This window comes from Micrococcus sp. 093350064-1, assembly GCF_053627955.1.
In genome coordinates this window covers 76,204-101,122 of the sequence record NZ_JBSEYU010000001.1, presented here as the reverse complement: position 1 = coordinate 101,122, position 24,919 = coordinate 76,204, and the positions used below count along the sequence as shown (strand labels likewise).

General features: G+C 73.7%; 24 protein-coding genes. 7 read left to right on the top strand and 17 right to left on the bottom strand.

Annotated features, from left to right (window positions below; genetic code table 11):
* Positions 1-529: 529 nt before the first annotated feature.
* Positions 530-1,108: a dienelactone hydrolase family protein gene (locus ACUW6W_RS00460; protein WP_020628141.1), complete on the top strand. Its 579-nt coding sequence runs from the start codon at positions 530-532 to the stop codon at positions 1,106-1,108.
* Positions 1,109-1,127: 19 nt separating this feature from the next.
* Here ACUW6W_RS00460 and ACUW6W_RS00455 read toward each other — a convergent pair whose 3' ends face one another.
* Positions 1,128-2,531: an MFS transporter gene (locus ACUW6W_RS00455; protein ID WP_020628142.1), complete on the bottom strand. Its 1,404-nt coding sequence runs from the start codon at positions 2,529-2,531 to the stop codon at positions 1,128-1,130.
* A gap of 71 nt (positions 2,532-2,602) precedes the next feature.
* Positions 2,603-3,184, bottom strand: coding sequence for an LURP-one-related/scramblase family protein (locus tag ACUW6W_RS00450; RefSeq protein WP_020628143.1), 582 nt, complete (start codon positions 3,182-3,184; stop codon positions 2,603-2,605).
* A gap of 141 nt (positions 3,185-3,325) precedes the next feature.
* On the opposite strand from ACUW6W_RS00450, the gene ACUW6W_RS00445 reads away from it, so the two are divergent.
* From ACUW6W_RS00445 to ACUW6W_RS00435, 3 genes are read left to right on the top strand one after another with little or no spacing between them, the layout of a single operon-like run.
* The gene (locus ACUW6W_RS00445) at positions 3,326-4,516 is read left to right on the top strand and encodes an LLM class flavin-dependent oxidoreductase (RefSeq protein WP_020628144.1); all 1,191 of its coding nucleotides are present in this window, start codon (positions 3,326-3,328) and stop codon (positions 4,514-4,516) included.
* A complete protein-coding gene (locus tag ACUW6W_RS00440; protein ID WP_020628145.1) occupies positions 4,513-5,202 on the top strand; it encodes an FMN reductase in 690 nt (229 codons plus the stop codon). Before ACUW6W_RS00445 ends, ACUW6W_RS00440 begins: the two co-directional genes overlap by 4 nt.
* Positions 5,174-5,719 carry a MarR family winged helix-turn-helix transcriptional regulator gene (locus ACUW6W_RS00435; RefSeq protein WP_020628146.1) on the top strand — a complete coding sequence of 182 codons (546 nt, stop codon included), beginning with the start codon at positions 5,174-5,176 and terminating at the stop codon, positions 5,717-5,719. The genes ACUW6W_RS00440 and ACUW6W_RS00435 overlap by 29 nt, the downstream gene beginning before the upstream one ends.
* A gap of 99 nt (positions 5,720-5,818) precedes the next feature.
* Here the strand turns inward: ACUW6W_RS00435 and ACUW6W_RS00430 are convergent, their stop codons facing one another.
* The 8 genes from ACUW6W_RS00430 to ACUW6W_RS00395 form a co-directional block, all read right to left on the bottom strand.
* On the bottom strand, positions 5,819-7,045 hold the full coding sequence (locus ACUW6W_RS00430; RefSeq protein WP_223247523.1) for a trypsin-like serine protease: 1,227 nt from the start codon (positions 7,043-7,045) through the stop codon (positions 5,819-5,821).
* Between the two features lie 122 nt (positions 7,046-7,167).
* The gene (locus ACUW6W_RS00425) at positions 7,168-8,169 is read right to left on the bottom strand and encodes an SseB family protein (protein WP_020628148.1); all 1,002 of its coding nucleotides are present in this window, start codon (positions 8,167-8,169) and stop codon (positions 7,168-7,170) included.
* Positions 8,166-8,951, bottom strand: a complete 786-nt coding sequence (gene priA / locus ACUW6W_RS00420) for a bifunctional 1-(5-phosphoribosyl)-5-((5-phosphoribosylamino)methylideneamino)imidazole-4-carboxamide isomerase/phosphoribosylanthranilate isomerase PriA (RefSeq protein WP_063190306.1) — start codon at positions 8,949-8,951, stop codon at positions 8,166-8,168. Before priA ends, ACUW6W_RS00425 begins: the two co-directional genes overlap by 4 nt.
* A gap of 32 nt (positions 8,952-8,983) precedes the next feature.
* On the bottom strand, positions 8,984-9,142 hold the full coding sequence (locus tag ACUW6W_RS00415; RefSeq protein ID WP_004167696.1) for a hypothetical protein: 159 nt from the start codon (positions 9,140-9,142) through the stop codon (positions 8,984-8,986).
* On the bottom strand, positions 9,142-9,801 hold the full coding sequence (gene hisH / locus ACUW6W_RS00410; RefSeq protein ID WP_101965584.1) for an imidazole glycerol phosphate synthase subunit HisH: 660 nt from the start codon (positions 9,799-9,801) through the stop codon (positions 9,142-9,144). The genes ACUW6W_RS00415 and hisH overlap by 1 nt, the downstream gene beginning before the upstream one ends.
* Positions 9,801-10,382, bottom strand: coding sequence for an imidazoleglycerol-phosphate dehydratase HisB (gene hisB, locus ACUW6W_RS00405; protein WP_152743305.1), 582 nt, complete (start codon positions 10,380-10,382; stop codon positions 9,801-9,803). The genes hisH and hisB overlap by 1 nt, the downstream gene beginning before the upstream one ends.
* Before the next feature lie 182 nt (positions 10,383-10,564).
* Positions 10,565-11,686, bottom strand: coding sequence for a histidinol-phosphate transaminase (locus ACUW6W_RS00400; protein WP_454179611.1), 1,122 nt, complete (start codon positions 11,684-11,686; stop codon positions 10,565-10,567).
* Positions 11,687-11,729: 43 nt separating this feature from the next.
* Entirely contained in the window at positions 11,730-12,104 is a 375-nt protein-coding gene (locus tag ACUW6W_RS00395) for a LysM peptidoglycan-binding domain-containing protein (protein WP_020628151.1), read from the bottom strand.
* A gap of 294 nt (positions 12,105-12,398) precedes the next feature.
* On the opposite strand from ACUW6W_RS00395, the gene lexA reads away from it, so the two are divergent.
* The gene (gene lexA / locus ACUW6W_RS00390) at positions 12,399-13,115 is read left to right on the top strand and encodes a transcriptional repressor LexA (RefSeq protein WP_041104273.1); all 717 of its coding nucleotides are present in this window, start codon (positions 12,399-12,401) and stop codon (positions 13,113-13,115) included.
* Positions 13,116-13,158: 43 nt separating this feature from the next.
* On the opposite strand, the gene ACUW6W_RS00385 is transcribed toward lexA, so the two are convergent.
* Positions 13,159-15,258 carry an ATP-dependent DNA helicase gene (locus ACUW6W_RS00385; protein WP_020628153.1) on the bottom strand — a complete coding sequence of 700 codons (2,100 nt, stop codon included), beginning with the start codon at positions 15,256-15,258 and terminating at the stop codon, positions 13,159-13,161.
* A complete protein-coding gene (gene hflX, locus ACUW6W_RS00380; protein ID WP_144879083.1) occupies positions 15,255-16,895 on the bottom strand; it encodes a GTPase HflX in 1,641 nt (546 codons plus the stop codon). The genes ACUW6W_RS00385 and hflX overlap by 4 nt, the downstream gene beginning before the upstream one ends.
* Positions 16,896-17,339: 444 nt before the next feature.
* Between hflX and ACUW6W_RS00375 the strand changes: the two genes are divergently transcribed.
* The gene (locus tag ACUW6W_RS00375) at positions 17,340-18,503 is read left to right on the top strand and encodes an NAD(P)-binding domain-containing protein (protein WP_454179610.1); all 1,164 of its coding nucleotides are present in this window, start codon (positions 17,340-17,342) and stop codon (positions 18,501-18,503) included.
* Positions 18,504-18,528: 25 nt separating this feature from the next.
* Entirely contained in the window at positions 18,529-19,164 is a 636-nt protein-coding gene (locus ACUW6W_RS00370) for a class I SAM-dependent methyltransferase (RefSeq protein ID WP_134376959.1), read from the top strand.
* Between the two features lie 57 nt (positions 19,165-19,221).
* Here ACUW6W_RS00370 and dapF read toward each other — a convergent pair whose 3' ends face one another.
* Genes dapF through recA form a run of 5 tightly spaced genes read right to left on the bottom strand, consistent with a single transcriptional unit; the run spans position 19,222 to position 24,787 of the window.
* On the bottom strand, positions 19,222-20,175 hold the full coding sequence (dapF, locus tag ACUW6W_RS00365) for a diaminopimelate epimerase (RefSeq protein WP_102708365.1): 954 nt from the start codon (positions 20,173-20,175) through the stop codon (positions 19,222-19,224).
* A 9-nt stretch (positions 20,176-20,184) separates the two neighbouring features.
* Positions 20,185-21,123: a tRNA (adenosine(37)-N6)-dimethylallyltransferase MiaA gene (gene miaA, locus ACUW6W_RS00360; protein ID WP_323662587.1), complete on the bottom strand. Its 939-nt coding sequence runs from the start codon at positions 21,121-21,123 to the stop codon at positions 20,185-20,187.
* Positions 21,123-22,670, bottom strand: coding sequence for a tRNA (N6-isopentenyl adenosine(37)-C2)-methylthiotransferase MiaB (gene miaB, locus ACUW6W_RS00355; RefSeq protein ID WP_454179609.1), 1,548 nt, complete (start codon positions 22,668-22,670; stop codon positions 21,123-21,125). The genes miaA and miaB overlap by 1 nt, the downstream gene beginning before the upstream one ends.
* 39 nt (positions 22,671-22,709) lie before the next feature.
* A complete protein-coding gene (locus tag ACUW6W_RS00350; RefSeq protein ID WP_206480776.1) occupies positions 22,710-23,726 on the bottom strand; it encodes a regulatory protein RecX in 1,017 nt (338 codons plus the stop codon).
* A complete protein-coding gene (gene recA / locus ACUW6W_RS00345; protein WP_206480775.1) occupies positions 23,723-24,787 on the bottom strand; it encodes a recombinase RecA in 1,065 nt (354 codons plus the stop codon). The genes ACUW6W_RS00350 and recA overlap by 4 nt, the downstream gene beginning before the upstream one ends.
* Between the last annotated feature and the right edge of the window lie 132 nt (positions 24,788-24,919).

Sequence of the window (24,919 nt, the reverse complement as noted above, 5' to 3'; positions counted from 1 at the left end):
GCACTGACGGCGATTCCCGTGTGACCGCAGCGGAACGGTGGACTCAGCTCCGACGTCCACCCGGCGAGACGTTCTCCCGTCCTCCGTCGAACGTGGATGCCGTGGTCGAGGTCGCCAGGAGCAGTCGGACAGGGCGCCCCTTCGTCGCCGTACGTCCGAAGCGGCCGCGGCATCGTCCGGCGAAGACGTCCCGAAGGTCGCAGGACGGATGAGGCCAGGAGGCCGCTGGCCGCTCCTGCCTCGAGCAGCCCCGTGACCGATCGCACGAGTGCCTCGGCACTCATGCAGAAGATTCCTCGCCGCTCGCTCGCGCAGTCTCCGACCGCGCGACGTGAAGACTGAGACGGTGCTGTCCTGGGGCCGCCGAGACGAGAACCCAGGGCACCAGTCGGGGAAGCACTGCGCTTGCCCTCCACGCAATGAGCGCCAACTCACCCGTGGCGACAGACGCGAGCCACCTCACGTCTTCGCCCCCGCTCACACACCCCCACGATGGGGCAGCCGCTCACCGCGGTCTACGCTCTGACCCATGGCGCAGATCATCCTCTTCCACCACGCCCTCGGTCTCACGGACGGCGTGCGCGCGCTCGCCGACCAGATCGCCGCCGGCGGTCACACGGTCCACACCCCTGACCTCTACGACGGCCGCACCTTCGCCACCGTGGACGAGGGTGTCGCCCACGCCCAACAGATCGGCTTCGAGGAGATCGGCCGGCGCGGCATGCGGGCGTGTGCCCAGCACCAGGAGGCCTCCGTCGTCGCGGGCATCAGCATGGGTGTGATGCCCGCCTGGCGTGCCGCCCAGGTGGTCCCCGGCTTCCGCGCGTGCATCGCCATGGCCGGCGCCGAGGCCCTCGACGCCTACGCCCCGCTCTGGCAGCCCCACACCGCCCTGCAGATCCACCTCGGCACCCGCGACCCCTGGGCCCTCGAGGGCGACCTCGAGACCGCCCGCTCCTACGCGGCCACCGCCGAGCACCCGGACCGCCCCGCCGACCTCTTCGAGTACGACACGGAGCGGCACCTGTTCATGGACTCCTCCACCGCGGACTTCGACGCGGACCTCACCGCCGTGCTGGTCCGCCGCATCCACGAGCTCCTGGCCTGATGCGCGGAGCAGGCCCAGCTCAGGCGGAGCGCCGCCCGCGCGCCACCGTCGCCAGGGCGGCCAGCAGCACGAGCACGAAGCCCGCGGCCGCCGCGAACACGTAGCCCGCGGACGGGGCCATGCCGTCGATGAACACGCCGGCCAGCGGGGCGCCCATGGCGGCGCCGGCGGTCATGGCCGAGCCGTAGAAGCCCATCGCCTCGCCACGCCGCTCCTCCACCACGAGGTGCGAGAGCCGGGACGAGGCCGAGGCCAGGGTCGGCGCCGTCAGCAGGCCCGAGGGGATCGAGGCCAGCGCGAGCGCCCACACCCCGTCCACGAGCGCGAGCGGCACCGTCGCCACGGCGAACAGCGCCATCAGCAGGTACGGGTGCACCTGGCGGCCCCAGGCCCCGTAGAACAGCCCGCCCACGGCGGAGGCGCCGCACCAGAACGCGTACACCAGACCCACCGACGCCGCGGCGCCCTGCGACTCCAGCTCGGCCACCATCGAGACCTCGGTGCCGACCATGACGATCCCGGCCGCCATCGACACCACGAGCACGCCGAGCACCTCCGACCCAACCCAGGAGAAGTGGCTCCGCCGCCACTGCCGCAGCCGCTCGGCCCGGGCCCGGCGCGGCGCCGTCGTCGGCCCGGAGCCGTCCGCGGCGATGACGGGCAGCGACCCGGTGACGAGGGGGATGGCCTCCGTGATGGCCGGCAGCGCGCCGGTGGCCAGGCTGGGGGCGGCCATCTCCACGTGCATGGGCGCGGCGGTCACCGCCTGGGCGATCGCCTCCTGACGGTCCTGCTCCTCGGTGTAGGGATCCTCGGTCGCCGGTCCGACGACGGCCAGCTGACTCGACCGTGTCGGCGGGTTGAACCACATCAGCAGGATGCCGCCCAGCGCGCTGGAGAGGCCGACGATGGTCAGGCCGAGGGCACTCGACCACGTGGCCGCGACGACGGCGCCCAGCGCCGGGCCCATCATGAAGATCGTCTCCGTGACGATGGAGTCCAGGGCAAACGCCGTCTGCCGGTCCTTGCCGTGGGTGAGCACGCCGAGTCCCTGCCGGACGACGGAGAAGATCGGCAGTGAGAACACGCCGCCCAGGAACACGGCCAGGAGCATCGGCCAGAACGGCAGCCACGGGACGATCGGCCAGATCACGGCCTCCGCGATCACGGAGGGCAGCAGTGCACGGCGCAGCCCCTTCGCGTCCACCACGCGGCCCCGCCACGGCGAGCCCACCGCGATGCCCAGCGTCATCGCCGCCCCGGCCAGGCCGGCCTGGCCGTAGCCCAGGCCCAGCGTGAGCGCCACGTGGAGGGTGAGGATCACCCCGGCCGCGGTGTGCGGGAAGCGGGCGATGAACCCCACCGCCAGCAGATGGCGGATCCGAGGGTCCTGCAACAGCCGTCCGTACGCTCCGAAGTCCACCGTCGAATCCTATGGGAGGCGTCAAGGCACGCCCCGGAGGCGCCGCCGAGACGGCCGCGCGCTCGGCGGACTCAACCGTTGCTGCGCCGGTCCTTGGCCCGGATCAGGTCGAGGGCGATGGCCGTGCCGAGCACGGCGCAGCGCACCACGGGCGGCATGCCGGGGTCCAGGCGCATCTCGTACCGCGAGCGCCCGGCCAGGGCGTTCATGACACCTCCGAATTGCGCGGTCACGCGGGCGATCGGCCGCTGCCCCACGGTCATGGTGTAGTCGTGGTCCCACAGGTCGCCGGTCACCGCGAAGCACGTGCCGTCCACGACCTCGACGCTCACGGACGTCCGCAGGAACGCGATCTGGCGGACGAGGTTGGCGAAGGGCAGCCCGTCGGCGTCCAGGATCGCGAAGCGGTCGCGGCCGAACGTGGCCGGGTCGGCGAGGCGGAAGAGCACGCGGCCGTCGTCACCGTCGACCACGTCGAAGCTGCGGTTCCCCATCAGCATTCGGCCCAGTCCGCCGCCCGTGGTGACCACCGAGACGACGGTGCGCCCGTCCGGGTCCGTCACCTGGATGTCGTTGGACAGCAAGCTCGACACCTGCTGCAGGGTGAGGACGTCAGTGTGGGCGAGGCGACCGGCGTCGAAGGCGGGGCTCATGGGACCAGCCTGCCGTGTCGGGCCCTGCGGAATATTCAGGACGGGGCGGCTCGTTGTGCGGTATAGTTCATTTTTGAAGAACACGGCGACGGCGCGGCCGGCACCGTGAGACCCGCCCCCGGGCACACTGAGGAGCACACCATGCAGTTCGGCGTCTTCACGATCGGCGACATCACCGCCGATCCGACGAACGGGACCGCCCCCACCGAGCATCAGCGGATCAAGGACACCGTCAAGATCGCCCGCCACGCCGAGCAGGCGGGCTTCGAGGTGTTCGCGACCGGCCAGCACCACAACCCGCCCTTCGTGGCCCCGGGCAACCCGCCCACGCTGCTGGCCTACCTGGCCGCGCAGACCGAGACCCTCCAGCTCTCCACGGCGACGACCCTGATCACCACCATGGACCCGGTGCGTCTGGCCGAGGACTACGCGTACCTGCAGCACCTCGCCGACGGTCGCGTGGACCTGACGATGGGCCGCGGCAACACCGGCCCCGTGTACCCGTGGTTCGGCAAGGACATCCGCCAGGGCATCCAACTCGCCGTGGAGAACTACAACCTCCTCTACCGCCTGTGGCATGAGGAGACCGTGGACTGGAGCGGCAACCACCGCACCCCGCTGCTGGACTTCACCCTCACCCCGCAGCCCCTGGACGGCGTCGCCCCCTTCGTGTGGCACGGCTCCATCCGCTCTCCCGAGATCGCCGAGCAGGCCGCCTACTACGGCGACGGCTACTTCCACAACAACATCTTCTGGAACAAGGAGCACGTCATCCAGATGGTGCGCCTGTACCGCCAGCGCTACGAGTACTACGGCCACGGCAAGGCCCATCAGGCGTACGTGGCCCTGGGCGGCCAGGCCTACATGGCGAAGAACTCGCAGGACGCCGTGGCGGAGTTCCGCCCCTACTTCGACAACGCGCCGGTCTACGGCCACGGCCCGTCCCTCGAGGACTTCTCGAGGATGACGCCCCTGACGGTCGGCTCGCCGCAGCAGGTCATCGAGCGCACGCTCACGTTCCGCGACTGGGTGGGCGACTACCAGCGTCAGATGTTCCTCATCGACCACGCCGGCCTGCCCACGGACACCGTCCTGCGGCAGATCGACCTCTTCGGCGAGGAGGTCCTGCCCGTGCTGCGCAAGGAGTTCGACGCTCTGAAGCCGGACGACGTCCCGGCGGCCCCGACCCACGAGTTCCTCGTGGCACGCGCCCGCCGCGGCGAGGCTCCCGTGCCCGGCGGCAAGGAGGGATCGCAGGCCCAGCTCGACCGCGCGGCGGCCGCCGAGCAGCGCGCCACCGCCGATGCCGCGAAGGGCGGTGCCGCGCAGTGACCACCCCCGGCGCCCCCGATGCCTCCGCCCCGTTCACGCCGCAGGCCCGGCACCTCGCCGTGGTCTCCGGCGGGTCCGGGGACCCGTCCCAGACCCGCATGCTCGCCGAACGCATGGCGGAGTCCGCCTCGGCGGCGCTCTCCGAGCACGGCGTGGTCCCGCAGATCCACCTGATCACGCTGCGGGAGCTCGCCGTGGACATCGCGCAGGCCCTGGTGACCTTCGCCATCTCCCCGGCCCTGCGCGCCGCCCTGGACGAGGTCGCCCAGGCCGACGCCGTCATCGCGGTCTCGCCCACGTACAAGGCCTCCTACTCGGGCCTGTTCAAGTCCTTCTGGGACCTCGCGGAGCCCACGTCCGTCGTCGGGGTGCCCGTGCTCCTCGGCGCCACCGGCGGCACCGCCCGCCACTCGCTCATGATCGACACCGCCATGCGGCCGCTGTTCGCCTACCTCAAGGCCCGCATCGTGCCGACCGCGGTCTTCGCGGCCTCGGACGACTGGGGCGAGGCGGCCGGCGTGCAGGCCTCGATGCGGACCGACCCGCTGCAGTCCCGCATCCGGGCCGCCGGACGCGACCTGGCCGAGATCACCCTGAGCCGCCCCCCGCGGGCACGCGCCGCCGCGCCCGCGGACATCGACCTGGAGGTGACCCCCTTTGAGCAGCTCCTCAACCCCGGCCCCTGAGCCCGCCGCGCAGGACGCGGCGCCGGCGGAGCCCGACGGCGGCTGGTTCGGCTCCGCATCGGAGGCGCACCGCCCGGTGGACCCGCCCAAGCGCGCCTGGCGCGCCTACTTCGAGGCCACCCAGATGCTCACGGAGGTGGTGGAGCGCCGCCTGAAGCAGGACTGCGGCATGTCGCTGGCCGACTACAACCTGCTGCTGCTCCTCTACGAGTCCCCCGAGGGCCGGCTCCGGCTGGGAGAGCTGGCGTCCCGGATGGTCTTCTCCCCGTCGCGCATCACCTACCAGGTGAAGACGCTCGTGGCCCGCGGCCTGATCGACCGCCGCCCGGTGGCCTGTGACCGGCGGGGCTTCGAGGCCGTCCTCACCGACGAGGGCCGGTCCGCCTTCCGGCGCGCCGCGATCGAGCACGCCCGGCAGGTGGACGAGCTCTTCCTCGGCGACCTGGCGCCGGGCGAGGCGGAGTCCCTCACCCGGATCTTCTCCCGCCTGGGGCGGCGGCTCGAGGGGCTGTGCTGACCGCGTCCCCACCTGGCCGGGGCCGCCCCGGGACGTGACGAGGCCCGGTGATCCGTGCGGGATCACCGGGCCTCGTCGTGTCGTTCGGGGCGGAATCGATCAGCCGACCAGCTGACCGCCCAGGGTCACGGTGGCGTCCGTGGCGGCGCCGGCGGCGTCGACCACGGTGACCACCACGGAGCCGCCCGCGGGCACCTCGGCCGGCACGGGCAGCCAGGCGCGGTACTCGCCGGTGAGGTCCAGGCCGTCCTGGCCGAGGACCGTGCCGTCGGCGTCGTAGGCCGTGACGGTGACGGAGGCGAAGCCGCCCTGATCCGTCTGCGCGACCACCTGGGTGCCGTAGGCGACACCCTCGGCGGGCGCGGCCACGACGTCGGTCACGCCCGGCGCAGCGGCCTCGGCGACCGGGGCCTCAGCAGCGGGGGCCGCCTCGGCGGCCTCCTCCTCCGCGGCGGCCTCGGCGCGGGCCTTGAGCTCGGCCGCGATGGCCTCCTCCTCAGCCGGCGTGAACTCGGTCAGCTCGGACTCGTCCACGGCGGGCTCGCCGCCGGTGGGCAGGTCCTCGTCGGCCACGGGGCCCGCGACGTCGGCGATCGCCGGGGCGGTCTCGGCGGCCGGAGCGGTCTCCGCGGCCGCGGCGGTCTCGGCGGCGGGCGCCGCGGAGGCGTCCAGCGCGTCGAGGGACTCGACCGGGACCATGATCGAGGACATCGCCTGGGCGTCGCAGCCCACCACGTTGCCCTCGGCGTCGAAGGTCACCGGGGCGATGCCCGAGATGACCCCGACCACCCGCTGCTGGGCGTCATAGACGGCCCCGCCCGAGTCGCCGGCGTAGGTCGAGGCGGTGTCGAGGGCAACCTGATCCGCGTACGCGTCGTCGCAGACCGTGGCGGCCTCGAAGGTCTGCGTGTGGGACACGGTGTTCGGCGCGCCCAGCGGCACGGACGAGCCGTGGGTGTAGACGGTCTCGCCCACACCGATGGACGAGGCCGGCCGCGTGGACCAGTCGCCCACGACGTCGACGTCGTCGGCCAGGGCCACGCGGACCGCGTCCACGCCCGAATCGCCGGGCAGTGCCGAGACGGTGCCGATCGCGGTGCCGTCGACGTCGCGGACGGTCGAGCCGATCTGCCATTGGCCCGCACCACAGTGGGCCGCGGTGTAGGCGGTGGCGTCGTCGACGATGGTCAGACTGCACGCCCCGGCCGGCGCGGTGATCGCCGAGCCCTGGGTGAGCGTGGTCTGCGCGAGGGCGGGGCCGGCACCGGCCACCACCACCGCGCCCAGCGCCGCGGTGGCGACGCCGGTCAAGGTTCTGGTTCTCATGGGTACTCCTCGGAGGATGGGAGGCATGGGGCCGGCGCGCGGCGCACGGCCTCCAGGATGGGGTGGGGCCACCACGGGCCCTCCCCTCCCCCTCAACGGTACCGGACAGGCCGGGCGACCGATCAGGGTCGGCGGACCGTGATCTCCACGGAGTCGGCCCGCTCGGCCAGCAGCGGCAGGTCTGCCAGGAGGGTCTTGAGCGTGGCCGTCATCAGGCGCACCCCGGCCGCGTCGGCGTCCCGGGTGGGCATCGCGACGATCTGCAGCTCGGGCCCGGCCCCGCCTCCGTTCATCACCGCGCCGGAGCCCGTGTGCGTGGCCACCCCCGACCCGGGTGCGAGGCCCAGGTTGAGCAGGTTCGGGACCAGGTCGGCGACCTCGGCGATCTCGTCCGCGATCTCCTGGTCCCGATAGGCGGGGGTCCACTCCCTCTGCTGGGCGAGCGACCACACGGCCGGGCGTCGCACCACGTACGTGTGCTCGGCGCCGGCGTCGATGACGACGAGCTCACAGCCCTCGTCCACGGCGGACAGGCAGGCACGCGGCAGCCACACGGCCACGGGTCGGGCGACCGGGTTCCATGCCGTCAGCGCGGGCACGTTCGTGAACACCGGCAGCGCCTGCCGGCCGTCCGGCGCGCGCATGGTCACGAGGGCCACGTCCGCGGCCTTGTCCCCGTGCGCCGCGACGTCGTGCTCGTGACCGGTGTGGTCGGCGTGGTCGTGGACGTCGTCCTCGTCCACGGCAAGGGTGGGCACGACGGCGGCGAACACGCGGATGCGCGCGAGCACCTCCGTCACCTCCCGCTCACCGGCGGAGCCGTCCGTCAGGGCCGACATGACGGCGGTCCACTCGGCCGGGCTGGTGCCGTCGTCCTCGTCGAACACGTGCAACGGGTTCGCGGAGCCGTCCACGCCGGGGCCGGAGAGGTCACGGCCCTGCCACGGGACGCCCGCGGTGTCCGCGGTGTTCTCGCCCGCGGTCTTCTCCCGCATGCGGTCGAGTGCGGCCCGGATGTGCCCCGGCAGCTCCCGGGCCGCCGGATGCGGCACCGCGACCGTCTCGTCGATCGGACCGAGCCCGTCGTCGCGGGCCAGGCCGCCGTCGTCGTGCGAGCCCGTCACGGGGCGACCGGGCCGGGCTGCTCGGAGCGCGCCTGCTCCACCGTGGCGCCGCCGGCGACGGCCAGCGCCTGCTCCAGGCTGAAGCGGCCGGCGTACAGCGCCTTGCCCATGATCGCGCCCTCGACGCCCTGGCCGGTCATGGCCGCGAGCGCGGCAACGTCCTCGAGGGAGGAGATGCCGCCCGAGGCGACGACCGGCTTCGCGGTCTTCGCGCAGACCTGGGCGAGCAGCTCCGTGTTCGGCCCCTTGAGCGTGCCGTCCTTCGTGACGTCGGTGACCACGTAGCGGGCGCAGCCGGCGTCCTCGAGGCGGTCCAGCACCTCCCAGAGGTCGCCGCCCTCCTTCGTCCAGCCACGGGCGGCGAGCGTGGTGCCGCGCACGTCGAGGCCCACGGCCACCCGGTCGCCGAAGCGCTCGATGACGCGCGCGGTCCAGTCCGGGTCCTCGAGGGCGGCGGTGCCCAGGTTCACCCGCGCCGCACCCATCTCGAGGGCGTTCTCGAGCGATGCGTCGTCGCGGATGCCACCGGACAGCTCGATCTTCACGCCGATCTCCTCCACCACACGGCGCATGACCTCGCGGTTGTCACCGCGACCGAAGGCCGCGTCCAGGTCCACGAGGTGGATCCACTCCGCGCCGGCGCGCTGCCAGTCCAGGGCGGCGGTCACCGGGTCGCCGTACGAGGTGGCGCTGCCGGCCTCGCCCTGGACGAGGCGGACGGCCTGGCCGTCCTGGACGTCGACGGCGGGCAGCAGCTCGAGTGCGGGGGCGTTCGGGGTCATGGGGTTCCTCTCGGGTGGGGCGGCCGGCGCGATCAGGCGCCGACGGTCAGGAAGGAGGCGGCGATGGCCATGCCGGCCAGCACGAGGACGATCACGATGGCCCACAGCGGCGCCTTCTGCGTGCGCATGGACCAGGCGGCGCCGAGCAGCAGCCCGCCGAGGGCGAGGTACAGGACGGACCAGTAGGGCATCAGAGGGTCTCCAGCCAGTTGCGCAGCAGCTGCAGCCCGGCGTCCCCGGACTTCTCGGGGTGGAACTGCGTGGCCGACAGGGGGCCGTTCTCCACGGCGGCGATGAAGTCCGCGCCGTGGTGCGCCCAGGTGACCTGGGGCGGACGCATGGCGGAGATCGTCTGGTCGAACTCCCAGTCGAGCACGCCGTAGGAGTGGACGAAGTAGAACCGCTCGTCCTCGATGCCCGCGAAGAGGGCGCTGCCCTCGGGCGGCCGGACGGTGTTCCAGCCCATGTGCGGCAGGACCTCGGCGGGCAGCTCGGCGACGACACCCGGCCACTCGCCCATGCCTGCGGTGCGCTCGCCGTGCTCGACGCCGGCGTCGAAGAGGATCTGGTGGCCCACGCAGATGCCGAGGACGGGTCGGCCCCCGGCCACGCGGCGGCCGATCCAGCGGGTGCCGCCGACCTCCGTCAGGGCCCGCATCACGGACGCGTACGCCCCGACGCCGGGCACGAGCAGCCCGTCGGCCTCCTGCACGGCCTGCGGATCGCGCGTGAGCTCGACCTCCGCGCCGGCCCGCTCCACGGCACGCAGCGCCGAGTGCACGTTGCCCGAGCCGTAGTCCAGGACGGCGACGCGCGGCCGCACACCGGGGACGGTGGTGGGGCGGGCCATCAGAGGGCGCCCTTGGTGGAGGGCACGCCGGTCATGCGGGGGTCGTCCTCGACGGCGGCGCGCAGGGCGCGGGCGAAGGCCTTGAACTGCGCCTCGACGATGTGGTGCGGATCCCGGCCCCGCACGACGTCCATGTGGAGGCAGATCGCCGCGTGGTACGTGATCGACTCGAACACATGGCGGGTCATGGAACCGGTGAAGTGCCCGCCGATGAGGTGGTACTGCTGCCCCTCGGGCTCGCCCTCGTGCACGAGGTACGGCCGGCCGGAGACGTCGACGACGGCGCGCGCCAGCGCCTCGTCCAGCGGCACGGACGCCTCGCCGAAGCGGCGGATGCCGGACTTGTCCCCGAGCGCGGTCTTGAGCACCTCGCCCAGGGTGATGGCGACGTCCTCGACCGTGTGATGCACGTCGATGTGCGTGTCCCCGGTGGCACGGACCGTCAGGTCGATCTGGGAGTGCCGGGACAGCGCGGTGAGCATGTGGTCGTAGAACGGCACGGTGGTGGAGATCTCAGCGCGGCCGGTGCCGTCCAGATCCATCTCGACGTACACGTCCGACTCGCTCGTGGTGCGCGTCATGCGCGCACGGCGTCCGGAGATCAGCTCGGCTGCCACGGGTCCTCCTCGGGCTGGGTCCGCACCGGTCCGGGACGGGTGCGGGGGGGATGCGGGTGCGCGCGGCCGGTGCCGGCGGGCCGGGGCGCCGCGCGCGCTGTCCCCATCCTAGGGAGCCGGGCGGACGCCCAGACTCCGGTGACGCCTCAGGACCGGTGCCCGGTCTCGCCGAGGACCTCCTCGAGAGCGGTGAGGAACGCCGTCGTCTCCGGCTCGGTGCCGGCGGTGACGCGCAGGTGGTGCGGGATGCCGACGTCCCGCACGAGGACGCCGCGGTCGAGCAGGCGGCGCCACACGTCGGAGGCGTCCTCGAGGTGACCGAAGAAGACGAAGTTCGAGTCGGACACCGAGGGCCTCAGTCCCAGGCCGCGCAGGGTGGAGACGATGCGGTCGCGCTGGGCCTTGATGTCCTCCACGGTGCGCAGCAGCGCGTCCACGTGGTCGAGGGCGGCCTCCGCCGTGGCCTGCGTGACCGCGGAGAGGTGGTACGGCAGGCGCACCAGGCGCAGGGCGTCGGTGACGGCGGGGTCCGCGGCCAGGTAGCCCAGGCGCGCGCCGGCCAGGGCGAACGCCTTGGACATGGTGCGCGTGACGATCAGCCGCTCGCGGCCGGGCAGGAGGGTGAGGGCGGAGCGGGTGCCGGCGAGGGCGAACTCCGCGTAGGCCTCGTCCATGACGACCATCGCGCCGGGCCCGCCGGCGGCCTCGTTCTGCGCCTGCGCGGCGTACACGGCCTCGATGGTCGCCAGGTCCAGGGCCGTGCCCGTCGGGTTGTTGGGGGAGGCCAGGAAGACGACGTGCGGACGGTGCTCCCGCACCATGGCCGCCGCGTGCTCGGCGCTGAGGGTGTGGTCCGCGGCGCGGCCGCCGTCCACGAACACGGTGTCCGTGCCGCCGGCCAGCAGCGGGTACATGGAGTACGAGGGCAGGAAGCTCAGCAGTGTCCGCCCGGGGCCGCCGAAGGCCTGGAGGATCTGCTGCAGGATCTCGTTGGAGCCGTTGCCGGCCCACACGTGGTCCGCCGTGAGGCCGTGGCCGAGGTAGCCGGCGAGCGCGCGTCGCAGGCCCGTGAACTCGCGGTCCGGGTAGCGGTTCAGCCCCCCGGCGACGGCCGCGACCCGCTCGGCGATGGCGGTGGCGACCTCCTCCGGCACCGGGTGCGTGTTCTCGTTGGTGTTGAGCATGTACGGCACGTCCAGCTGGGGGGCGCCGTAGGGGCTCAGGCCGCGGAGGTTCTCGCGCAGGGGCAGAGAGCTGAGGTCGGTCATGGCCGCCAGTCTAGGAACCCTGGAGGGCGAGGCCCGCCGTGCGTCACCGCGTGGCCGGGACGAACAGCTCCTCGCCCGGGGCGGGGGCCCGGCCCTCGAGCCCGTTGAGCTCGTCGATCGTGGCGATCACCTCGTAGACGTCCGCCTCCGGCGCCACCGTGGTGGCGATGGTCCACAGGCTGTCCCCGGGCATGACCGTGACGGACTGGGTGGCGGGTCCCGCGGTGTCCGCGGACACCGCGGCGGGCGACAGCAGCACACCCAGGAAGAAGGCGGCCGCCAGCGTGGCGGCCACGGCCGCGGCGATCACGGGGATCCCTCGCAGGACGAGGCGGCCGCGGCGGGTCAGACGGATGGTGGCCGGACGCGGCCGCGCCGTCGCGGGCGAACCGGCGAACTGGGCGGTGGTGAGCGTCATGGTGTCCTCCTCCGGGGCGGATGCCCTCCAGGCTATCGAACATCTGTTCGAATCCGTTCGAATCCCTTTCTAGCACAGGTGTTCGAGACACGCCACGAACAAATCGAACATATCTTTGAAGGAGAGGCGGCTCTCCTCTAGGCTCGAGGCGATGCACGGACGCCCCGGAACGCCCCCGGGGATCGCCAGGACACAGGCAACCAGCGGGGGCGGACACGGTAAGCGTCCGGACGGCAGCCGGACGCCGGAACATGAGGCCGGCCACCATCACCCCCGGGAGAACGGACGGCAGCCATGAGCACCACCGACGATCAGCCGGCGGCGCGCGCGCCGCTCACCGACCGCCAGCGGCGGATCGTGCAGACCATCCGGGACGCGATCGCCGACCACGGCTACCCGCCCTCCATGCGCGAGATCGGCGATGCCGCGGGCCTGGCCTCGCTCTCCTCCGTCACGCACCAGCTGGGCCGTCTCGAGCGGCACGGCTACATCCGGCGCGACCCCGGACGCCCGCGTGCCCTCGAGGTGCTGCTCGACGTGGACGGCACCCCGCTGGGCGACGCCGCCTCCCCCGCCGCTGCGCCGTCGTCGCGGGTCACCGCGATCCCCGCGTGGCACACCGGCGCAGACGAGGCGGACAGCGTGCCGGTCCCCTGGGTCGGCCGCATCGCGGCGGGCGGCCCGGTCCTGGCTGAGCAGCAGGTCGAGGACGTCATGGCGATCCCGCGACGCCTTACGGGCGAGGGCGAGCTGTTCATGCTGCGCGTCACGGGCGACTCGATGGTGGACGCCGCGATCTGCGACGGCGACTGGGTGGTGGTGCGCCGGCAGGAGACGGCGGAGAACGGCGACATCGTCGCGGCCCTGCTCGACGACGAGGCCACCGTGAAGACCTTCCGCCGCCGCGACGGGCACACCTGGCTCCTCCCCCAGAACACGGCCTACGAGCCCATCCTCGGCGATCACGCCACCGTGATGGGGCGCGTCGTCACGGTCCTGCGCTCACTCTGACCCGCTCCCTCCGACCGGGCCGACGGCCCGAGGCCGAGCGAGGTCAATCGCCCGAGGCGAGCCGTGCCAGCACCCCGCGGACGACGTCGCGGTCCGTGGTGCGCCAGAAGTCCGGCAGGGCGCTCGTGATGTAGCCGCCGTACCGCTCGGTGGCCAGGCGGGGGTCCAGCACGGCCACCACGCCGCGGTCCGTCACGGAGCGCACGAGGCGCCCGGCGCCCTGGGCCATGCGCACGGCCGCATGCGTGGCGGAGATCCGCATGAACCCGTTGCCGCCGTGCCGGGCGACGTCCCGGGTGCGGGCCTGGGAGAGCGGGTCGTCCGGCCGCGGGAACGGGATGCGGTCGATCACCACGAGCCGCAGCGAGTTCCCCGGCACGTCCACGCCCTGCCACAGGCTCATGGTCCCGAACAGGGACGTGTCCGGCTCCTCGGAGAACTGGCGCACGAGGGCGGAGAGGGTCGCGTCCCCCTGGCACAGGATCGTGGTCTTCGGCCCGAGCCGACGGCGCATCTCGGCGGCGGCGTCCTCGGCCGCCCGGCGCGAGGAGAACAGGCCGAGGGCCCCGCCCCGCGACGCCCTCAGGAGCGCCTCGAGCTCATCCAGGGACTCGGGCGAGGCCGTCCGGCCGGGCCGGGGCAGGTGCCGGGCCACGTAGAGCACCCCCTGACGCGGGTAGTCGAAGGGGCTGCCGACGTCGAGGGCCTCGAACTTCGGGGCGTCCGGGCCGGCCAGGCCCACGTCGCCGGCCACCGAGTCGAACCGGCGCTCCCCCGAGCCCACGGTGAGCGTGGCGGAGGTGAGCACCGTCGTCGCCTTGCCGAACAGGCCCTCCCGCAGCTTGCCGGCCACCGAGAGCGGGGCCACGTAGAGCTGGGGCGGGTCGGTCTCGTCCCCCGGCTGCCAGCCCACGCCGGGCTCGAAGTGGCCGGGGCGGGTGGCCCACAGCACCTCGGGGAAGTCGGCCTCGGGCCGGGCCGCGAGCATGCGCTCCACCACCTCGAGGACCTCGAGGATCCGCGAGCGCGCCATCTGCCGTCCGCCGTCGGCATCGGCCTCCTTGTCCTTGTCCTGGCCGAGGTCGGACAGGCACTGACGCGCGGCGGTGAGGACGCCGGTGAGGGCCTGCTCCTGCACCTCGTCCGGGCCCGCGGCGATCAGGCCGGACGGGGTGTCCGTGAACGCGCGGTCCAGGGCCGCCCCGGCCTCGATCAGGTCCTCCACGGCCACCGTGGTGTGGCGGCGCAGCGAGGTGGCCGCGCCGTGCACGATCGACCCGGACAGCTGCCCCGTGACCGCGCCGGTCACCCGGTCCTGCAGCTCGTGGGCCTCGTCCACGACGACGGCCGAGTACGCCGGCAGCACCGCGAGCCCCTCGAAGGCGCTGATGGCGAGCATCGCGTGGTTGGTGACCACGACGTCCGCGTCCGCCGCGTCCGCGCGGGCCCGCTCGGAGAAGCACTCCTCGGCCTGGGGGCAGCGGGACGCGCCGAGGCAGTCGACCGCGGAGACGGAGACCTGCCGCCACGCGCGGTCGGTGACGGGGACCTCGAGGTCGTCGCGGTCCCCGGTCTCGGTCTGGTCCGCCCACGCCCGCAGGTACATGACCTCCTTGCCCAACAGGGAGGAGGGCCCGGCGGCGCCGTCCGTGGCGGAGCCGATCACCCCGCCGTCGTCGGCGACCGTGAAGAGGGCCTCCTCGCCCTCGTCCCCGGGGTAGCCGCCGTCCACCTTGTGGCGGCACAGGTAGTTGGAGCGGCCCTTGACCAGGGCGACGACGGGCTCGCGAGGCAGCTCGTCCTTGAGCGCCTCGACCAGCCGAGGGGCGTCCCGCTTCATGATCTGGGCCTGCAGTGCGAGCGTGGCCGTGGCGACGACGACGGGGTCCTCCTGCGTCATCGCGTGCTGGAGCGCGGGGATCAGGTAGGCCAGGGACTTGCCGGTGCCGGTGCCGGCCTGCACGAGCAGGTGGCGGCGCGACTCGAGGGCGCGCGCCACCTGCAGCACCATCTCCCGCTGACCCGCGCGGTGCTGGCCGCCGGTGGCCTGCACCGCGGCGTCCAGGAGGCGCAGCGCCTCGCGCTCGTGCTCCGTGCGTGGCTGCGCGCCGCCCGCCCCGGCTTCCTTCGCCCGGTCGCTCACGACGCGTCCGCCTCCACGACGAACTCGGCGAAGTCCGGCGCGATGTCCTCACGGACCAGCACGGACAGGCGGGTGCCGCCCTCCTCGTAGCCCTCGGCCAGGATCTCCGCGTCCGCCGAGTGGAGGCGGGAGACCAGCTCACCCCGGGTGAACGGGATCAGCAGTTCGAGCCGCACGTCAGGCCGCGGGATGGTGGCCGCGATGGCGCGCTCGAGCTCGTCGATGCCCTCGCCGGTGCGCGCGGAGACCACCACGGCGTGGGGCTCCTTGGCCCGGATCCGGGCGATGACGGCCGGGTCCGCGGCGTCCGCCTTGTTCAGCACGATGATCTCGGGGATCCGGTGCGCGTCCACCTCCGCGAACACGGAGCGCACCGCGGCGATCTGGCCCTCGGGATCCGGGTGCGAGCCGTCCACGACGTGCAGGATGACGTCCGCGTCCGCGACCTCCTCGAGGGTGGAGCGGAACGCCTCGACCAGCTGCGTGGGCAGGTTCCGCACGAAGCCGACCGTGTCCGAGAGGGTGTAACCGATGCCGTCCGGCGTCATGGCCTTGCGCACGGTGGGGTCCAGCGTGGCGAACAGGGCGTTCTCCACGAGCACCCCGGCGTGGGTGAGGCGGTTGAGCAGGGACGACTTCCCGGCGTTGGTGTACCCGGCGATCGCCACGGACGGCACCCGGTTGCGACGACGGTTGGCACGCTTGGCCTCCCGGGCCGGCTTCATCCCGGCGATGTCCCGGCGCAGCTTCGCCATGCGGGTGCGGATGCGGCGGCGGTCCAGCTCGATCTTGGTCTCACCGGGTCCACGGGAGCCGATGCCCTCGCCGGCGGCGGCACGGCCGCCGGCCTGCCGGGACATGGACTCGCCCCAGCCGCGCAGGCGCGGCAGCAGGTACTCGAGCTGCGCGAGCTCGACCTGGGCGCGGCCCTCACGCGAGCTCGCGTGCTGGGCGAAGATGTCCAGGATCAGCGCGGTCCGGTCGATCACCTTCACCCGCACCACGTCCTCCAGCGCGCGACGCTGAGACGGGGCGAGCTCGGAGTCCACCACCACGGTGTCCGCACCGGAGAGCGCCACGATCTCGGCGAGCTCCTGCGCCTTGCCCTTGCCGAGGAACGTGGCCGGGTCCGGGGTGGCGCGGCGCTGGATGACGCCGTCGAGCACCTCCGAGCCCGCGGTCTCGGCGAGCGCGGCGAGCTCCCGCAGGGAGTTCTCCGCATCCTCCGCGGAGCCCTCGGTCCAGACGCCCGCCAGCACCACGCGCTCCAGGCGCAGCTGGCGGTACTCGACCTCGGTCATGTCCTCGAGCTCGGTGGACAGGCCCTGCACGCGCTTGAGGGAGTGGCGCGCGGCGAGCTCGTCCTGGTCGCCGTCGGCGTCCGTGTGCCCGTCCTCGCCCTCGTCCAGGGCGAGTGCACGGCCTGCGAGCGCGCCGGAGCGGTCCGGGGTGCCGGCGTCGGGGGCGTCCTCGTGGTCCGCGACCACACTGTCCGCGGAGCCGCGCCCGGTCGCCTCGCGGCCGGAGGCGCGGCGAGCGTCATCGGCGGCCAGGATGCGGTCGATCACGGCCTGGATCTCGTCCTCGGAGCCGTGGGCGCCCTGGGGGCCGGGGGTGTGCTGGTTCTTCTCAGTCATGGTCTCCTCTGGGCCGCCGCGGTCGGGTGGCCCGATGCTCTCAGGGTAGAGGGGTGCGCGGACGCGTTAGGCGGCTGTCCGCAGGGGGCGGACGTGGCGGGTGACGCGCACGGCCGTGTGGGCAGGGGTCGGCGCCGCGCTGCGACGATCTCGCGGCGGCTCCGTTCGCGGGAGGAAGGTGAGCACGCGGCACCGCAGCCACGAGGTCTCGTCGGCGGGCGTGCAGGGGCGGACCACATCGTCCATGGTGGGATCTCCATCAGGTGCCGGGGCGCGCTCGACGGCCTCATCCGAGGCGGGCGCGCGAGGGGGCGGGGGCGGGCAGTGACGCGGGGGCGTCAGTGCAGGAAGATCCACATGGGCGTCGAGTGTACCGGGCGGCGCGTGTGGGCGACAGGGGCCCCGGCGCCCGGTCCGCTGACGACGCGCACGTATCCTGCGGGCATGACCGTGTCCCCCTCCCCTGCCCCGCCGCAGCCCGGCCGGACGGGCCGGGCGACCGTCGTCGTGATCGGCGCGGGCCAGGCGGGCTTGTCCGCCGCCTACCACCTGCGCCGCCGCGGCTTCGTGGGGCTGGGTCCGAACGACGACGGCGCCGCCGGCGTCCCCGAGGACGCCCCCGGCACGTTCGTGGTGCTCGACGCGGAGACCGCCCCGGGCGGGGCGTGGCAGCACCGCTGGGACTCGCTCACGATGGCCACCGTCAACCACATCCACGAACTGCCCGGCGACCCGGTGCCGCCGGCCGACCCGGCCGCGCGCGCCAACGCCCTGCTGCCGGCCTACTTCGCCGACTACGAGGCGCGGTTCGCCCTGCCGATCCGGCGGCCCGTGCGCGTGAGGCGCGTCGAGCGGATCGGCGCGCCGGGACGTGCGCGCGGGCTCCTCGTCCGCACGGACGGGGGGCCGGGCACGTGGCGGGCGGACTTCGTGGTCAACGCGACCGGCACCTGGACGTCCCCGCGGTGGCCCTCGGTGCCCGGGATGCGCTCGTTCCGCGGCCGGCAGCTGCACACCCACGACTACCTGTCCAAGGACGAGTTTGCCGGGCAGCGGGTGGTGATCGTGGGCATGGGCGTCTCGGCGACGCAGCTGCTGGCCGAGATCTCCACGGTCGCGGACACCCTGTGGGTGACCCGCCGCGAGCCGCGGTGGCAGGACTCGGCCGCGCCCGGTGCCCTGGCCGAGTCGGTGCGCGGGGTGGACGAACGGACCCGTGCGGGCCTGCCGCCGGGCTCCGTGGTCGGGGCGACCGGGATGCACCGCTCATCCTGGGTGCGCGAGGCCGAGACACGAGGCGTGCTGGTGCGCCACCCCATGTTCACGGCCGTCGAGCCGGACGGGGTGCGGATGCCCGACGGCTCGTTCGAACCGGCGGACGTGATCCTCTGGGCCACCGGCTTCCGGCCGGCGATCCGGCACCTCGCTCCCCTGCGGCTGCGCACGCCCGCCGGCGGCATCCGCGTGGCGGGCGCGCGCGCCCTGGACGAGCCGCGCCTGTTCCTCCTCGGCTACGGCCTCTCCCAGTCCACGGTCGGGGCCAACCGCGCCGGGCGCGACGCCGTGCGCGCGATCCTCTCGGACCTGGCCGGGCCGCCGTCGGGCTGAGGGCCGCGGCGACCCGCTGGCTACCATGGTCGCCGTGAGCCCCGCATCCCACTACTTCGACGCCGACCCCTCCGCACCCGAGCGGCGCCGCACCGTGCGGACACGCCTGGCCGGCCGCGACGTCGAGGTCCAGACGGCCAACGGGATCTTCTCCCCGGACGGTCTGGACAAGGGCACCGCGGCCCTGTTCTCGGCCGTGCCCGCGCCGCCGGCGAGGGGCCGGTTCCTCGACGTCGGCGCGGGCTGGGGGCCGGTCGCCCTCACGCTGGCGCTGCGGTCGCCCGAGGCGGAGGTGACCGCCGTCGAGGTCAACGACCGCTCCCTGCAGCTGACCCGCGACAACGCCGCGGCGCTGGGCCTCGGCAATGTCGTGGCACTGCGGCCGGAGGACGTCCCCGAGGGCGCGGAGTTCGACCTCATCTGGTCCAACCCGCCCATCCGGATCGGCAAGCCGGCGCTGCACGCCCTGCTGGAGCGGTGGCTGCCACGACTGGCCCCCGGCGGCGAGGCCTGGCTGGTGGTGCAGAAGAACCTCGGCGCGGACTCGCTGCTGCCGTGGATCGGCCGGATGCTCGAGGAGCGCGCGCCCAGCCGGTTCACCGCGGAGCGGGCGGACAGCGTCAAGGGCTTCCGGATCCTGCGGGTGGCGCGGGCGCGCTGAGGCGCCGTTTCCCGAACGACAGCGGTTCGTGGCCCGCCGTTTCCCGAACGAAAGCGGTCAGGCGGTGAGTTCGCCGTCGAAGACGAGCTCGGCCGGCCCCGAGAGGACCACGTGCTCGGCCCCCTCCGGGCCCGGCACGACATCCACGGCCAGCACGCCGCCGGGCACCTCGACGAGCCACGAGTCCGAGCCCTGGTCGCCCGACCATGCGCGCATCGCCACAGCCGCCGCGCACGCGCCCGTCCCGCAGGACTGGGTCTCGCCCACCCCGCGCTCGTGCACGCGCATCCGCACGCGGCCGACGCTCTCGCGCACGAGCGGCTCGTGCGCGGCCACGAACTCGACGTTCGTCCCGTGCGGCGGGGCGGGGTCCACCTCGGGGGCGCGGCCCAGGTCCAGCCCCTGCAGGTCGGCGAAGGAGGCCAGCGGGACCACGGTGTGGGGGTTGCCCATCGAGATGCTCAGCGCCGGACGCGGATCGGTGAGGCCGTGGGCGAGGACCATCGAGTCCGACGCCGCCTCCTCCGCCAGCTCGGGGTCGAGGTACGACCAGGGGCCCATGTCGATCGCGTAGCCGTGCTCGAGCCGGGTCACGGCCTTCACACCGGCGCGCGTGCCGATGGTGATCGCCCGGCCGGGGGCCAGGTCCACGAGGCCCTTCTCGACCAGGAAGTGCACGAAGACGCGCACCCCGTTGCCGCACATCTCGGCGATCGAGCCGTCGCCGTTGCGGTAGTCCATGAACCACTCGGCCTCGGGGTGCTCGGCGAGCAGCGCCTCACCCTCCGGCAGACGCGCGGACCGCACGGCGCGGATGACGCCGTCGGCGCCGATCCCCCGGTGCCGGTCAGCCAGCCGTGCGACGCGCTGGGCGTCGAGCTGCGTGTTGCCGTCCGGGTCGGCGATCAGCACGAAGTCGTTGCCCGTGCCATGGCCCTTCGTGAACGGCACGCGCGGCGCGCTCGCGTGGAGGGGGTCCTGGGCGGCGGGCGCCGCGGGCTGCTCGGTCATGGGCCCAGTCTAGGTGGCGTCCCCGGCGACGACGGCGAGCGCCTCCGCCACGATGTCCTCGCCCTGCGCGTCGAGCCAGACGACGCGTGGGTCGGCCCGGAACCAGGTCTCCTGGCGTCGGGCGAACCGGCGCGTGGCCACGACGGTCTGCTCGGCCGCCTCCGCCTCGGTGAGCTCGCCGTCGAGGACGGCGAGCATCTGGGCGTAGCCGATCGCGCGGGACGCGGTCGGTCCCTGCCGCAGCCCGTCCGGCCCGGGGACGTCGAGGCGGCGGACCTCGTCCAGCAGACCCTCGGCCAGCATGCGCTCCACCCGGGCCGCGATCCGCTGGTGCAGCTCGGACCGGTCCAGGCGCAGGCCGAGCTGCACCACGGGGGCGACCTCCGGGGCGTACGTGCGCTCCGGCATGAACGCGGAGAACGGACGGCCCGTCAGCCGGCACACCTCCAGCGCGCGCACGATGCGGCGGGCGTCCTGCAGCCGCTCCGCCGAGACCGGGTCCAGGGCGGCCAGCTCGGCCCTCAGCCCGGCCAGGCCCTCCCGCTGCGCGCGCGCCTCCAGCTCGGTCCGCAGCGCCGGGTCCGTGGGCGGGAAGTCGAGCACGTCCAGCGCCGCCCGCACGTACAGCCCGGAGCCGCCCACGAGGATCGGGGTCCGACCCCGCGCGCGGATCTGGTCGAACAGGTCGCGGGCCGCGGACTGGAAGGCCGCCACCGAGGCCTCCTGGCCGACGTCGAGCACGTCCAGCAGATGGTGCGGGACGCCCTCGCGTTCAGCCGGGGTGACCTTCGCCGTGCCCACGTCCATCCCCCGGTAGAACTGCAGGGCGTCCCCGTTGACCACCTCGCCGTCCAGCGCGTGCGCCAGGGCGACGGCGAGGGCGGACTTGCCCGTCGCCGTCGCCCCGACCACGGCGACGACGGGCGGGCAGGCCGCGGCGGCGGACATCAGGACCGCGGGCGCAGGGTCGGCATGCCGAGGCTCGTGGCCCCGGAGCCGCCCGCCGTGCCGGGGGCGGGCGCGCCGCACGACTCGGCCTGGGCGCGGTCCCACGCGTCACCGGCGCGGGAGCGGCGCAGGACGTAGTCCTGTGCGGTCGGGTCGGCGACGGCGAAGAAGGGGTGGGCCTCGGTGACCGTCACGGTGACGAAGTCGCCGGGGCGGGGGGTCTCGGCGCCGGCGGGCACGGAGAAGTGCACGAGCCGGTTGTCGGGTGCGCGCCCGGACAGGCGGCCGCGCTCCGCGGCCTTGGAGCCGGAGGCGGCGGTGACGAGCAGTTCCTGGCGGGTGCCGACGAGCGTGGCCATCTCCTCGGCCGAGATGCGGTCCTGCAGTGCCACGAGGCGCTCGAAGCGCTCCTGGACGACGGCCTTGGGCACCTGGTGGTCCATCTCCCCGGCCGGGGTCCCCGGGCGGATGGAGTACTGGAAGGTGAACGCGGAGGAGAAGCGGGAGGCCTCGACCACCCGCATCGTCTCGGCGAAGTCCTCCTCGGTCTCCCCAGGGAAGCCGACGATGATGTCCGTGGTGATGGCGGCGTGCGGGATGCGCTCGCGCACCTTCTCCAGGATCCGCAGGAACTTCGCGGACCGGTAGGAGCGGCGCATGTCCTTGAGCACCTTGTCCGAGCCTGACTGCAGGGGCATGTGCAGCTGCGGCATGACGTTGGGGGTCTCGGCCATCGCGTCGATGACGTCGTCCGTGAACGCGGCCGGGTGGGGGCTGGTGAAGCGGACGCGTTCGAGGCCCTCGATCTCCCCGCATGCGCGCAGCAGCTTGGCGAACGCGCCGCGGTCGCCGAACTCGACGCCGTAGGTGTTCACGTTCTGGCCCAGCAGCGTGACCTCGACGGCGCCGGCGTCGACGAGTGCCTGCACCTCGGCGAGGATCTCCCCGGGGCGGCGGTCCCTCTCCTTGCCGCGCAGCGACGGGACGATGCAGAACGTGCACGTGTTGTTGCAGCCCACGGAGATGGACACCCAGCCGGAGTGGGTGGAGTCCCGCTTGGTGGGCAGGGTGGAGGGGAACACCTCGAGCGCCTCGAGGATCTCGATCTCGGCCTCGGCGTTGTGGCGGGAGCGCTCCAGCAGCACGGGCAGGGAGCCGATGTTGTGGGTGCCGAAGACGACGTCCACCCACGGGGCCCTGCGCTGGATGGCGGCCTGGTCCTTCTGGGCGAGGCACCCGCCGACGGCGATCTGCATGCCCGGGTGCGCGTCCTTCACCGCGCGCAGGTTGCCGAGGTTGCCGTACAGGCGGTTGTCCGCGTTCTCGCGGACCGCGCACGTGTTGAAGACCACGAGGTCGGCCTGGGCGTCCTCGGCGGCCGGGGCGTAGCCGGTGGACTCGAGCAGGCCGGAGATGCGCTCGGAGTCGTGCACGTTCATCTGGCAGCCGAAGGTGCGGACCTCATAGGTCAGACCCTCGTGCGGGCGCGCGGTGGCGCCGTCCTGCGCGAGCGGGGTGGTGCGGGGGGTGGGGTCCGTCAGAGTCACCGCACCATTCTAGGAACTCCGGGCGCGGCCCGGGGCCGCTCACTCCTCGTGCTCGGCGAGGACCTCCTTCACGACGGCGAACGCGAGGCCGCCGCCGTAGCCCTTGCGTCCCAGCATGCCGACGAGGCGGCGGGTCACCTTGTCCCGCTCGGCCCGGGCCTCCGGCGAGGCACCGCCGGGGACGGTGCGGCCCCGCAGCCGTCGGCGCACGAGGTCCAGGGCGGCGGTCCGTTCGTCCTCGCCGTCGATGGCCTCGAGCGCCTCGGCGGCGATCTCCCGGTCCACGCCCTTCTGCTGGAGCTCGTGCCCGATGGCGCGGCGCGCCAGGCCCTTGCTTTGGTGACGGCTGCGGACCCAGACCTCGGCGAAGGCGGCGTCGTCCACGAGCCGCACCTCCTCGAAGCGGTCGAGGACGCGCTCGATCAGCTCGGGCTCGGCCTGGCGCTCGGCGAGCTTGCGTTCGAGCTGGCCGCGGGAGCGGGGGCCCAGGGCGAGCTGGCGCAGGACGACCTCGCGTGCGGCCTCCTCGCGCTCACGCGGTGCGGTGGGCAGGGGCGCCGGGCCGGGGCGACGTCGGGGGCGATCGGCCTCGACGGCGGGGCGGGGATCCACGGCCGGGCGACCCTCGTCGCGAGGACGGCCACGCCGCGGGGGCGTGGTGGACCGCTGTCGGCCCCGGCGCTCGGTGTCCGCCCGGGTGTCCTGGCGCTCGGACCAGGGCAGCGATCGGGGCCCGGCGCCGGGCGCGGGGCTGGGCAGGTCGCTCGCGCGGGTCAGCAGGGCCCCGAGATCCGGTGCCGCGCCGGGGGCGTGGTCCGGGACGTCCCCTGCGGGGGCTCCGGCGTCGTGCGCGGGCACGGCGTCCTGCTCGGCGTCCGTGGCGTCCGCGTCGGACGACGTCGGCTCCGGTGCGCCGGCCAGGTCGAGCCACATCCGGCCCACGTCCGAGTCCCGGGCGTCGTCGAACGCGGACGCACCGGAGGCGGAGCCGCTCCGGCCGGTCGTCTCCGACCGGTGGGCGGCCCCGCCTCCGACGCTCCTGCGCGATCGGGTCATCCGACCGCAGTGTCCCCCGGAACCGCGGTCAGGGCCGGGGCCTCGTCATCCTCGGCCTCCGGGGCCACGCCGATGCCGAGCTTCGTGAGGATGCGCTGCTCGATCTCGTTGGCAAGGTCCGGGTTGTCCCGGAGGAACCGACGGGCGTTCTCCTTGCCCTGCCCGAGCTGGTCCCCGTCATAGGTGAACCACGCGCCGGACTTCTTGACGATGCCCTCCTCGACACCCATGTCGATCAGGCCACCCTCGCGGGAGATGCCGACCCCGTAGAGGATGTCGAACTCGGCCTGCTTGAAGGGCGGGGCCATCTTGTTCTTGACGATCTTCACGCGGGTGCGGTTGCCGACGGGGTTGCCGGCCTCCTTGAGGGTCTCGATGCGGCGGACGTCGATGCGCACGGACGCATAGAACTTGAGCGCCTTGCCGCCCGTGGTGGTCTCCGGGGAGCCGAAGAACACGCCGATCTTCTCGCGCAGCTGGTTGATGAAGATGGCCGTGGTCTTGGTCTGGTGGAGGCGGCCGGTCACCTTGCGCAGCGCCTGGGACATGAGGCGGGCCTGCAGGCCGACGTGGGAGTCGCCCATCTCGCCCTCGATCTCGGCGCGCGGGGTCAACGCGGCCACGGAGTCGATGACGACGATGTCCAGGGTGCCCGAGGAGACGAGCATGTCCATGATCTCCAGGGCCTGCTCGCCCGTGTCCGGCTGGCTGACCAGCAGGGCGTCCGTATCCACCCCGAGCTTGCGGGCGTAGACCGGGTCCAGGGCGTGCTCCGCGTCGATGAAGGCCGCGATGCCGCCGTTGCGCTGCGCGTTGGCCACCGCGTGCAGGGCCAGGGTGGTCTTGCCCGAGGACTCCGGGCCGTAGATCTCCACCACGCGGCCGCGCGGCAGGCCGCCGATGCCCAGTGCCACGTCCATGGCCACCGAGCCCGTGGGGATGACCTCGACGGGTGCCTGGGTCTGGTCTCCCAGCCGCATGACGGAACCCTTGCCGAACTGCTTGTCGATCTGGGCGAGAGCGGCCTCGAGGGCCTTCTCGCGATCCGTCACCTTGCTCATCCTTCACCCCTAGCTCTGGTGGTGCTGCCGCGGACGCTGGAGCGCCCGCCTCGGTCATGTCCGTGAATCTACGGGGGGCGGCGGACACGATAAGCGTGGCCCGCCCCGCCTGTGCACGAGATCACCCCGTCG

Bases quoted from the DNA above. Each gene is read 5' to 3' on its own strand.
- ACUW6W_RS00460 (WP_020628141.1), top strand. From the start codon at position 530: ATGGCGCAGATCATCCTCTTCCACCACGCCCTCGGTCTCACGGACGGC.
- ACUW6W_RS00450 (WP_020628143.1), bottom strand. From the start codon at position 3,184: ATGAGCCCCGCCTTCGACGCCGGTCGCCTCGCCCACACTGACGTCCTC.
- ACUW6W_RS00445 (WP_020628144.1), top strand. From the start codon at position 3,326: ATGCAGTTCGGCGTCTTCACGATCGGCGACATCACCGCCGATCCGACG.
- ACUW6W_RS00430 (WP_223247523.1), bottom strand. From the start codon at position 7,045: ATGAGAACCAGAACCTTGACCGGCGTCGCCACCGCGGCGCTGGGCGCG.
- priA (WP_063190306.1), bottom strand. From the start codon at position 8,951: ATGACCCCGAACGCCCCCGCACTCGAGCTGCTGCCCGCCGTCGACGTC.
- ACUW6W_RS00415 (WP_004167696.1), bottom strand. From the start codon at position 9,142: ATGCCCTACTGGTCCGTCCTGTACCTCGCCCTCGGCGGGCTGCTGCTC.
- hisH (WP_101965584.1), bottom strand. From the start codon at position 9,801: ATGGCCCGCCCCACCACCGTCCCCGGTGTGCGGCCGCGCGTCGCCGTC.
- hisB (WP_152743305.1), bottom strand. From the start codon at position 10,382: ATGACGCGCACCACGAGCGAGTCGGACGTGTACGTCGAGATGGATCTG.
- ACUW6W_RS00400 (WP_454179611.1), bottom strand. From the start codon at position 11,686: ATGACCGACCTCAGCTCTCTGCCCCTGCGCGAGAACCTCCGCGGCCTG.
- ACUW6W_RS00395 (WP_020628151.1), bottom strand. From the start codon at position 12,104: ATGACGCTCACCACCGCCCAGTTCGCCGGTTCGCCCGCGACGGCGCGG.
- lexA (WP_041104273.1), top strand. From the start codon at position 12,399: ATGAGCACCACCGACGATCAGCCGGCGGCGCGCGCGCCGCTCACCGAC.
- hflX (WP_144879083.1), bottom strand. From the start codon at position 16,895: ATGACTGAGAAGAACCAGCACACCCCCGGCCCCCAGGGCGCCCACGGC.
- ACUW6W_RS00375 (WP_454179610.1), top strand. From the start codon at position 17,340: ATGACCGTGTCCCCCTCCCCTGCCCCGCCGCAGCCCGGCCGGACGGGC.
- ACUW6W_RS00370 (WP_134376959.1), top strand. From the start codon at position 18,529: ATGGTCGCCGTGAGCCCCGCATCCCACTACTTCGACGCCGACCCCTCC.
- dapF (WP_102708365.1), bottom strand. From the start codon at position 20,175: ATGACCGAGCAGCCCGCGGCGCCCGCCGCCCAGGACCCCCTCCACGCG.
- miaA (WP_323662587.1), bottom strand. From the start codon at position 21,123: ATGTCCGCCGCCGCGGCCTGCCCGCCCGTCGTCGCCGTGGTCGGGGCG.
- ACUW6W_RS00350 (WP_206480776.1), bottom strand. From the start codon at position 23,726: ATGACCCGATCGCGCAGGAGCGTCGGAGGCGGGGCCGCCCACCGGTCG.
- recA (WP_206480775.1), bottom strand. From the start codon at position 24,787: ATGAGCAAGGTGACGGATCGCGAGAAGGCCCTCGAGGCCGCTCTCGCC.